Consider the following 9,776-nt stretch of genomic DNA (forward strand, 5'->3'; position numbering starts at 1 on the left):
GCTCAAGCATCTGCTCCGCAAAGCTGCCGCGCGAACCGTCGACGCGGTCTGCGCCGCAATCGGCCACGCACTCGATGCCTTCACCCCCGAGGAATGCGCCAATTACCTGAAAAATTCAGGCTATCGAACTTAATGCCATCACGCTTTAGTCGCCGCCCGCAACGTTGGGCTCGCTGGCCCATTCATCCTTAAGCGCGGTCACCTTATCCAGGATGTCGCCGAGGCTGTACTCCAAGGATTGGACGTCCCCGCGCGGCATGAGGATATAGGCCAGATCGGTGCTCGGCTTCTGCCCCCAGGTCGATCGCCGCGCGATGATGACCATCTGCTCGATCTGGTGGAGAGCCCAGTCGATGTCGCTCTTGTTCATCATGCCGCTGACGATCTCGTGCGGGGTCCGGTCGTCGGAGGTGTCCGCGAGGGTCCCCGCATCCGTCTCGGCGGCCTTCGCAGGCTCGGCGGCAGCCTCGACAGGATCGAGGTTCGCTCTCAGTTTCTCGATCCGGTCCAAGAGGTCGTGAACGCCGAACAACAGTATCGACGCCTCCTGCTCCGGCAGGAGATAGTGATCGGAATCGTCCTTGCAAAGCCGGAGATTCTGCGCGGCTCGGATTGCGATGTGGCCCATGACCTGAATGTCGGCAAGGCTTCGGTCGATACCTTCGAGGTGCCGTTGATGATCACTCATGCATGCCTCCCGATTTGCTCGGCCAAAAGCTTCTCGGCACCGGCGAGAACGTCCATGAGGTTGTCGGACGTCTCGAAGGCATTGTCCGGCCTGCCAGACGGGGACAACTCTCCCCGTGTCACTCCGTTGATATAGGTCAACAACGTCAGAAGACCTTGCAGGGTTGTCGGGACGGTCTCGGCCAGATCGTCGCGGGCGTCCCATTCGCGGTCGCCGTACTTGTTGGCCTTCTTAGGATCGCGGTCGCCGTTGTTGCGGGCGACCGGCCTGAGGGCTACGTGGAGCTCCCTCATTGCTTTCTTGTGCTTCTCGATCGCGGCGTACACCGGGTCCGTTGTGGTATTGTGCTTCTTAGCTTTGGCCATGGGTTACTCCTTGGCTGGGGTTAGAGCCGGGGCGGAAGTTGCTGCTTCCCCTCGTCTTGCTTTTAGTGTTATACAGAAAGTATGAAGAAGGCAAGCCCTGTTAAACAAAAAGTCATGGGTCGGCCCCGTACGGGCATCACTCCTCTCATGGGATTTCGAGCTGATCCTGCCACCCGAGCAGCCATCGTTAGTTGGGCTGAGAAGCAGTCTGATAAACCGACACTTTCCGAATCCATCCGCCGCCTGGTCGAGCTCGGGCTGAAGGCGAAGTCGAAGTGATCGTGCTAGCGGGCCTAACGGGCTGGCTGTGGATCTGACGGCTCGCCGTGCAAGAAAGCAGAGCGCAGCTAGCGGCTCCCGTCGTGTTGCTGCGATTTAACTAGCTGATCCGGCCATGCCCTGATCTGAAGAAGAAATGACCGACGATCGACCAACCCAAAAAGCGGCGGGGGTCCCAAAGCCCCCGCCCAGCTTCGACCCTCAAATAGCAAAAGACGGTCGCTGGTTTGTCGCCGTGACAACCGGTGTTGGTCCGATTTCCCACATTGGGGACTTTGCGACGGAAGCTGACGCCAAGAACTGGATTTCGACCAACTCGAAATACTGGCCCGGAAAACCGTCATAAAGGCGCGGCCGAGGTGCTGCCCCAGCTTGAGTTTGGGCGGTCCTAAGTCAACGATGTCAATCCACCGCCCGCTCGGGCTATGTGGCGCTTAGGAACCTCTCTGACCCACTAACATTACTGTACTGCTTCAGGCCCTATCCCCGCCCTGAGGCAGCGTCCCAACAGCGGCCTCCGCGTTGCCCTGCGGGGGCCGCTTCCTGCGAGAACCCATGAGTGAGAGCCTGAGAATGACCTTCGCGATAGCCGTGACCGCTGCCGCGGCCACAGGGGCCTTTTTTGCCATTCGGTTCTTCGTCGGGTTTTACGGATAAAGCTCCCGTCGCAGCCCCATTGACCAATCCGTTACGATCGACGCTGACGCTGCCCGCGATATCCAGCGGATAGCTCGGCGTCCGGCTAGCGCCTCTCGTCATGACCAACGACGCCGCCCTCACCCGTCGCCGCTGTGACAATCCGCACGAGGAGACTTGCTACTTCACCGATGTCAGCGTCGGGACCATCGGCCCGCGCGCAGGCGTGCCGATCAATGGGGATGGACAAGCTTCCGCCTTCACCACCACAGCGGACCATACTTGAATCCGTACGCGTACGGCACCGGCCCATGGCATGGATATGACTGAGGGCCGTACGGCTGCACGTACGCGCAGGAGCGAACCTGATAGGGGCGATAGTAGAATCCAACGTAGGACCGATCGATACTTCGGTGGCGCCCAATGTGCCGGCGACGCGGGGTAAAATCGACAGTCCCGCAACATCCTGTTCCTTGACTGACGATTTGTTGCGCTGCGGCCGACGTCGCCGGCGCTGCCATCAGCGCCAATGACATGGAGCTAGCGATGAGCGCTACGCCGATCAAATTTCTCATGAAGAACCTCTCCCCAATACATCGAGACATGCAGCGCTTCGGCAAAGTCGCCAGCCAACAAATTACTAAACTTCGTCGCTCAAGCCAATCTGCAGCGCGCCCTCCAATCAATCGGCCGCGGCCTAAGCGCAGTTCGCGCGCAGTGGAAAATTTCGCGTGCCCTTGATCTCGGGTGATGCGCTGCGTCTGCGGGACCACATTCGACAGCTGGAAGCCGGTGGAGAACTACCCGCATCGCCCACATCTACGCCGAGCAGGCAGGAAAGCTTTAGACCTATGTCCGGCTGATCGGCGCACGGGATGCACTGACTTCTCATTCCGTGCACGGAAGTGTCGTTTGCACAACAGTTCTTCGGTCTATTAAGGGAAATATCCGTTTTGGTTTGCGCGAGAAAAGCCGGGGCCATATACGCCAGCGTGGGGCTGGCTGCATATTTCACTTAGATCTTTTTCACCCCGTTCTTTTTTGACCTGGCGCGGGCCGCAGCGATTGAATTCGCTGTGGCCTTCGCGTCGTCAGAGGACCATTCCTCGATACCGCCGCTCGGCACGACAGCGGGCGAACCTAAGCCGCTGGAGATGCTTGCGCGCCCCCAGGGGGTGAGCGAGCTGCGCCACATTTAGGTCCACGATATCCGGAAAAATCAGAACATTGCTCGATCGAGGAATTTGCATGGCCCGCACTTCAGCAACCAAAAGTTCTGCGAGTTGGACTTCAGAGGACGAAACCAAGATCTTGCAGATGCGCGAGAGTGGAACATCGTTCAGCACAATTGCGGAAGCGCTGGGCCGCAGCCAGGCGTCCGTGGAAGCCCGCTACACGATCATAAAGAAGCGCGGCAGTGCGGACTGCGGGGGCGCGACCTAGGGCGGCGGGGCCGCCGTTTATCTGCTGGTGTGGTGAAAAGCTAAAGGAGCTGCGCGATGCAAACGTGCGCAGAGTAAGGCCTTCCGTGGGGCCGTTTCGTGTACGATGCACATAGAAGAAGGAAGATCGCACTACGACTTTCGCAATGAGCCCGCGTTCTACCACTTGCTGTCGATCCGCGAGTTGATCATGGAGCTTGACGCGTTTGGCGGACCGGTGCCTACGGTGCCGTTAGACGCGGGCCCCTGTATTGGAAGCGGGCGGCGGATGATGAAGAGGCGGTGCTTCGCACCACCAGGAGGGTTTGCCCCAGCCACTCCAGCTTCACGCCCACCCCCCGCAAGTGCGGCAGAGTCGCAAGCTAAGATCGCGATGATGGCCAAGGTAATTTTCCGAAAATCCATAGCGAAGGCCCTAGTTTGGCGTTAAGGGCAACTCATCCGGAAGGCCGCCGTTCCGACATTCCGAGTACGGTCGGCACCCTTGGCGACATGCAAGAGCCAAACGCTCTATTGACCAATCCATTGTGATCGACGGAGCTTGACCCGCAAGTCCCAGCGGCTGGCTCGGCGTCCGGCTAGCGCCTATGCTCCGTCATGACCAACGACGCCGCCCTCACCCGTCGCCGGAGCGACAATACCCACCAGAAGACTTGGCAGATCTATTTCGGCGACGTCCGTGTAGGCACGATCGGCTCCCGCGCTGGAGTGCCGACAGCCGCCGATCAGTGGGGCTGGCCGTGCGGATTTTATCCCGGTCTAGAGCCGGGCCAGCACCGCAACGGAACGGCCGAGACCTTCGAAGCCGCGCGCGAGGAGTTCGAGTCCGCGTGGTCGGAGCTACTGCCGTGCATCCCCGACAGCGCCTTCGCCGAATGGCGCAACGATCGCGACTGGCGCGCCGAAATGAAGGCCAAGCGCGCACGTGGCGAGAAGCTCGACAGCGAGATCAGAAACACGCTGATGCGCTGCGTCTGCGGGACCGTATTCGATAGCTGGAAGCCGGTGGAGAGCTACCCGCATCGCGCCCACATCTACGCCGCGCAAGCAGGAAAGATTTACCGATGAAGCACGCCGAGAGCCGGCTCTACACAGATCCAGAAGCCGCCGCGCGAAAGCTCGTCGAGATCGCCGCGGGCATCGAAGCCGTCCAGGACGGTCGCATTCACATCGAAAAGCTCAACGCGCCTTTTCTGTACAAGCTCGGTGCCACCGGGCCGGAGTTCGGCGTCGGCATCAAGCACGCAGTTGAGAAGGGCTGGCTTGAGTTGCACGAGAGCGGGACCCACGTACGGTTGCTGCCGCCCAGCCAAGATCTGCTGTCGGGCTTCCGCGCATTGGCGCGCTAACCTAGGCGGCGGTCCAATCCCGCGGAGACACTTTGTGAAAATCAAACTTCCCGCGACCGACCTCAAGGTAGCGCAAAACATCGATTGCATTGAGCTCAAAGACGAATCTGGCAAGCACGTCGGCCAATACTTCTTCGGGAAGGGCCACGGACGAACCGTCTTTCTGTTCGGTAAATATAAGGGCACATTCAAGACCCACGCCGAATGCCAGGCTTTCGTCGACGGGGTCCTTGCTGTGATCAATCACGCTCCCTGATCGATAGCGTCATTGCTAACGCTAGCCTGCCAGCTTCCTGCGCGATGGCTGTCGCTAGTTGGCGCCTGAGCTTGAATGGCAGGTAGAAATCTGGCGATTGAAATCGTCGTTGGGCAACGAGTCTCCTAAGCGTTTGCAAGTCGCCGTGAAGATTGCGAGGGAATTGAAGTGCGCTGTTGGTGCGCTACATGAGAAGCGCTGAGCTTGGGAAAGCCGCCGAATTCCGATATTGTTTTAACGCTCACATTGCGCGATCAGGTGCAGACTATCGTTGTGCGATGGCGGCGGCCCTGCACTTGACCGAGGCCGAGAGCTCGCGGTCCGCCAGCCCCGTCGGCGAGTTTCTCGCCTCGGTCAGCCAAACTGACGGTTAATTTTTTTCCCAAGTGTAACATTGCTGACATTGCCACCAGCGGAGTAGCGATAGGCTAGTTCCGCCGGGGCTGGCTCCATATTTCACGTTTTCATTTTACCCGGCTGGCCGCAGTGGTCCGCCGCTGCGGCCTTTTTATTGGGCGCAGCACATAACTCGTGCTGCGGCGGCGCGTAAGACCCGCGCCGGGAACGCCAAATGGACGGTGACGGAAGCCGCGGTTTGTCTGCCGCGGCTGCGGTGGACGGGGCGCCGACGTTCGGCCAGACTTCGAGCGGGGCAATCCGCATCTCGCGATCATGGGGTACCGAAACAAGCAATGATCAAGGGCTGGGGGCGGCCTTTCGAGGAGCCGATTGTGGTCGAAGGCCGCGAACTGGGAACGCTGATGGATGCCGGCGAGTACATCGCCGCCCTGCCGAAGAAGGAGCACGAGGCGCCGAAGTGGCAAGCGGCGATGGAGGCCTTGATCCTGGTGCCGGAAGGTGGCGGCCCGACGATGTTTGCCCGGATCGGGGTCATGCGGGCATTGAACCGCCACTATATCCCCGAGTTGAATCCGAAGGGGAAAGAACCCCATTGGGGCCGGCTCAAGCTGAAGAGGGATCAATGACCGTCTGGATCTACGACCAGGGCAAAGAGCTTGATGGTGTTCGCGACTGAGGAAGCTGCCAAGGTCTGGCTCGATGAGAACGATCCGGAGGGCGTAGCCTTTGAATACGAGGTGCTGAGCCCGGGATCGATGCCCTAGTGTTTGGAGGGCCCTTGTCGTCGCGCCTTGCGCGCCATCTCCATCCATTCTTCCCCAAGCTTCAGCCACGCCTCCCTGTCCACCTCACGTGTCGCCCTTTCAGCCTCATGCAAGCAATTCTGCGCTTGATGCAGGTATCTGACAAAATCAGCGTCGCCCATCGCGTACAATGCGGGAGCAAAAAGAAAGTGCCAAATGAGAGGCCGCAGGCGCCGCCCGAAGACAGTCCTGCGGCCGATGCCGCGACGTTCCGCACGATCGGCGCGGCACACCCTGTTGGCTAGCACAGGAACCGCAAGGGCGACGAATGTTTGAGTCGTCGCTGGCTCGCCGCCAGAGCTGGCGGAGCGGCCCCGGCCTACCCTCTTATCCCCCGGAGCCGGGGCCGTCTCTCCGTCCTTGCCCCATCGGAGTAGCGTATCCGCGCCTTCGATCGGGCCGGCGGATCGCCTCGACAATTATTTGGGCCTTGGTTCGCGTCCAATTTTCTTCGGAGACAAAGCTCGCTCGATTGCGCGTTCGGCTTCCTCGATTGCAGCACCTTTTGTGGTTGTTTGTCCTCCTATGCGGACATCGCCGATGGTCGCTGACCACTTCCAAACGTGCCTTCCCAACCCCTGAACTACTGTGTAATCGACATCCCGATATTTCACAGCGTGCTCCCCGTGCTCTGCGGCGGATCGCTTCCGGCTTGGTCGGATCTCGAGCGCGCTCGTGCTTCGCTGACTGAGCTGCCCCTTTTTCAATCAACGCATTCCAAGCCCGCCCTATCTAATATAACTGGGAGGTCGGTTTTGTTTCTCGGGGGGCATGCCTGCCGCGACGAAYTGGCGATTGGGGAAGTACGACGGGATGTATCTCGGCCGGCGCAAGGGCGACGACTGGTCTACGCAAGGTCGACCACGGCTTCGACAAGGTCTGAGGCAACTCAGATTGCGAGAATAATCATTGCGACTAAAATGACGTTGAACGCACCCACGACAAGCACGGCAACATCAAAGATACGGGTTAAGCCAATCATGGTGTTCCCCATCCACGTCTGACTGATCAGAAAATGCTCCTGTTCGCGGCGCCAGTCTATGCAGGTTGTGCCAGCTCCTTCACCGTGCAATATCAATTGGTATATTGCTTTGCTAGCAAATGCAACTTACTGTCGGCTCTAGTACAGGTTGCATTAGTAACTTGTGCTTGTGGTAGAGGGCCCGTCAGATTAGCCAGCGCCGGCGGGCCTTCCCTCAGCCCAGTGCTGCACCACCCACACAGGCTAAGTTCCTCGAAGGAACAGCATTTTCGCCGCTCGACGAAATACCGCTGAAACAATGCAGTGTTTTGCTGACGGTACCGGGGCTGGCTGCATATTTCACTTAGATCTCTTTCACCCGGAGATTTTTGACACGGCGCGGGCCGCAGCGATTAAACTTCCGCTGCGGCCTTCGTCTTTTTGAATCGCCCGCGTGAACCGTCGCATACGAAGAGGCCTCCGATTGAGGGGGCCTTAGTTCTTCGAGTTGTCTTGAACGGCTTGTCTGAGCAAGTCGATTTTGATCTCGTTGCCGTCCATGTCGTGGACTGAGACTTGGCCCGGGTAGTCCGCTGTTAGATCGTCAAACAGCTTGACGGCCTGCGTCGGCCCGGGCGTCACCGCGATGAATGAATCCAGTCGGACTTGATAAGGCATCCGATACTTATGCCGCGCCTATTCCGGCGGCTGCAAGCCCGGCGATTTCAGCCACTCGCTCATGTGCGAGCCGGTCTCGGCCTGCCGGGCTCTGCGCAGCAGGGTTTCCCGCTCGATACCTGGAGGTGCCTTGGAGGCGTCCTCCCGCAATCTCTTAGCCTGTTCGGCAAGACGTTCTTCGAGGGAAAAGGCCTGCTTGATACGGCGGCGTTTCATCATGGCGTCCTCGTCGGTGCTCGGGTCCTAGCCGGTGGGTTGGCACTAACGAGACCTATTATGCAGAGGAACGGGGTTTGGTTCCCAGTCAGCTAGGCATAGAGGAACCGCCGGGGCGGACGAATGTTTGAGTCGTCGCTGGCTCGCCGCCAGAGCTGGCGGAGCGGTCCCGGCCTACCCTCTTATCCCCCCAGGAGCCGGGGCCGGCTCTCCGTCCAAGGAGGGCGCGATGAGTTGTTTCGTTTGCGAAGATGTCGGATGGGTCTGCGAGGCTCACCCCGATCATCCGTGGGACGGCACTTGCCCCTGTGGCGGCGCCGGCGCGCCATGCCCACGCTGCAACGTGCCGGTGGAGGGGCTGCCACCTCGGATGCCCGAGGGCTTCAGGACGGTGTTCGACAAGGACGGCTGGCGACATTGAGGTCGCCCGCGCGGCTCGGCACTCCTCGTTTTTCTCGTCGCGGACTTCTTTTCCACCCGCACGCCTTTGGCTTTTTTGCAGCCTTCTTGGCGTTTTTCGGCTTCTTCACGGCCATGAACTCGCCGGACGTCCTGTCGCGCTTGGTATAGCCGGTGGCGCTCGTGGAGATTGAGTACCGGGCGAAGTCGGCCGAGGGAAAGTGCGGCATCCCTTTTTCAGGGGTCTGCGAGAAGATTTAATGTGTTGCCGTCGGCATCAAAAGAAAGGGCCCAGCGTCCGTAGCGCCAGGCCACTAAGTCAGCTGCGTCGCTGCATCGTGACTTGCGGAAGACTATATAAACGCCAAGACTGATGCGGCGTTCTTTCTTCATGCCGGATAGATGCATCGTGGCGCACCCAGCTCTAACTTTTAAATGCACAGCCGGTCTTGCAGTCGGAAAAGCGCGCGAACTAAATCCGCCTCGCTGACGTGGGCAGCATCCGTTGCCGCAATGAGGAAACTTAACGAAGTATTTAGGTTTCACTGATCTGGTCGAAGCTTGTAGCGTTTCTGTAGGTTGCGTTCGGTTGTTCTGACGGCGTACCGAAAGCGGGCGAGATCGGCTCCCTCTCGCGTTTTCACTGCGGCGTTCCTGGTCCGGTATCAGTCAATCGATCGTGCCGATGTGACGTTCCTATACGCGGCAAACCGCTGTGGGGCTGCATGCCCATCCCACCTATTGAGCGTCAGTCAGACGTAGCGCAGATGAGCCCGGATCGCGCTCAAGCGGACGCGCTTGTATTTGGGAATCTAGAACACCGAACGACTTTCGCGCTGGACGACCGGCTCGCGAGACTGCAGATCGCGCAAGAGCTTTCGGACCTGGCCTGCGAAGCGGGAGACAGTCCCTTGGACCAGCCAACCAGCATTGAGACATCTGGAGTCCAGCCAGCAGCAAACCATCCATCGGCGAAGCGGCGAGCTGTGGCTTACTTTCTGTTCGCAGTGCTCATTAGTGTCGCTGCTTTTTGTGGTTGGCTGTCGTCGCGCGTCGGTTGACGGCAGGCTTGGTCTGCTGGCTGGTCTTCCTCGTCCCTCGCGACGCATCGTCAGCAATAGTTCCGGGCGGCCGTTATTCGGTCGGAATTGGACGTCAACGTCCACGACAATTCGATTTCGGCCCGCACCTCGGCCACTGATTATTTCGCGCTCGACGATGATCGAGGATAGCGGCTTCCTCCAGAACAGGAGTGATTTCAGTGAAAGTATGGGCAATAGTACTTGTTGTAAGCTTCGGTTTTGTTGGTGCGCCATTGGCGAACCCGCTGGACTCTCCCAGCAC

The 9,776-nt window shown here is 59.4% G+C and carries 10 protein-coding genes and 1 pseudogene; 6 read left to right on the forward strand and 5 right to left on the reverse strand.

The genetic code is table 11. From position 1 onward, the window contains the following. Window positions 1-133 (forward strand): annotated as a pseudogene (locus tag AB4Z51_RS42730) (IS630 family transposase); the annotation flags it as partial. A gap of 12 nt (window positions 134-145) precedes the next feature. Here the strand turns inward: AB4Z51_RS42730 and AB4Z51_RS42735 are convergent. Together AB4Z51_RS42735 and AB4Z51_RS42740 are read right to left on the reverse strand one after the other, a co-directional pair. Further along, window positions 146-688: a hypothetical protein gene (locus AB4Z51_RS42735; RefSeq protein WP_135217256.1), complete on the reverse strand. Its 543-nt coding sequence runs from the start codon at window positions 686-688 to the stop codon at window positions 146-148. Then, on the reverse strand, window positions 685-1,053 hold the full coding sequence (locus AB4Z51_RS42740; RefSeq protein ID WP_135217257.1) for a hypothetical protein: 369 nt from the start codon (window positions 1,051-1,053) through the stop codon (window positions 685-687). The genes AB4Z51_RS42735 and AB4Z51_RS42740 overlap by 4 nt, the downstream gene beginning before the upstream one ends. A 1,036-nt stretch (window positions 1,054-2,089) precedes the next feature. Between AB4Z51_RS42740 and AB4Z51_RS42745 the strand changes: the two genes are divergently transcribed. From AB4Z51_RS42745 to AB4Z51_RS42765, 5 genes are all read left to right on the forward strand, one after another. Continuing rightward, a complete protein-coding gene (locus AB4Z51_RS42745; RefSeq protein ID WP_167768348.1) occupies window positions 2,090-2,254 on the forward strand; it encodes a hypothetical protein in 165 nt (54 codons plus the stop codon). Window positions 2,255-4,007: 1,753 nt separating this feature from the next. Further along, the gene (locus tag AB4Z51_RS42750) at window positions 4,008-4,478 is read left to right on the forward strand and encodes a hypothetical protein (protein ID WP_135217259.1); all 471 of its coding nucleotides are present in this window, start codon (window positions 4,008-4,010) and stop codon (window positions 4,476-4,478) included. Further along, window positions 4,475-4,759 carry a hypothetical protein gene (locus AB4Z51_RS42755; RefSeq protein ID WP_135217260.1) on the forward strand — a complete coding sequence of 95 codons (285 nt, stop codon included), beginning with the start codon at window positions 4,475-4,477 and terminating at the stop codon, window positions 4,757-4,759. The genes AB4Z51_RS42750 and AB4Z51_RS42755 overlap by 4 nt, the downstream gene beginning before the upstream one ends. A gap of 34 nt (window positions 4,760-4,793) precedes the next feature. After that, the gene (locus AB4Z51_RS42760) at window positions 4,794-5,015 is read left to right on the forward strand and encodes a hypothetical protein (protein ID WP_135217261.1); all 222 of its coding nucleotides are present in this window, start codon (window positions 4,794-4,796) and stop codon (window positions 5,013-5,015) included. A gap of 692 nt (window positions 5,016-5,707) precedes the next feature. Further along, on the forward strand, window positions 5,708-6,001 hold the full coding sequence (locus tag AB4Z51_RS42765; protein ID WP_441499574.1) for a hypothetical protein: 294 nt from the start codon (window positions 5,708-5,710) through the stop codon (window positions 5,999-6,001). Window positions 6,002-7,634: 1,633 nt separating this feature from the next. Here AB4Z51_RS42765 and AB4Z51_RS42770 read toward each other — a convergent pair. The 3 genes from AB4Z51_RS42770 to AB4Z51_RS42780 form a co-directional block, all read right to left on the reverse strand. Further along, window positions 7,635-7,817, reverse strand: a complete 183-nt coding sequence (locus tag AB4Z51_RS42770) for a hypothetical protein (RefSeq protein ID WP_135216479.1) — start codon at window positions 7,815-7,817, stop codon at window positions 7,635-7,637. An 18-nt stretch (window positions 7,818-7,835) separates the two neighbouring features. Next, window positions 7,836-8,036: a hypothetical protein gene (locus AB4Z51_RS42775; RefSeq protein WP_135216480.1), complete on the reverse strand. Its 201-nt coding sequence runs from the start codon at window positions 8,034-8,036 to the stop codon at window positions 7,836-7,838. Window positions 8,037-9,587: 1,551 nt separating this feature from the next. Next, window positions 9,588-9,776, reverse strand: a 189-nt coding sequence (locus AB4Z51_RS42780) for a hypothetical protein (protein ID WP_441499575.1), incomplete at its 5' end; no start/stop codon positions are given.

Origin of the sequence: Bradyrhizobium sp. 2TAF36 (assembly GCF_052114925.1) — a bacterium.
In the GTDB taxonomy this organism is placed as follows: domain Bacteria; phylum Pseudomonadota; class Alphaproteobacteria; order Rhizobiales; family Xanthobacteraceae; genus Bradyrhizobium; species Bradyrhizobium barranii.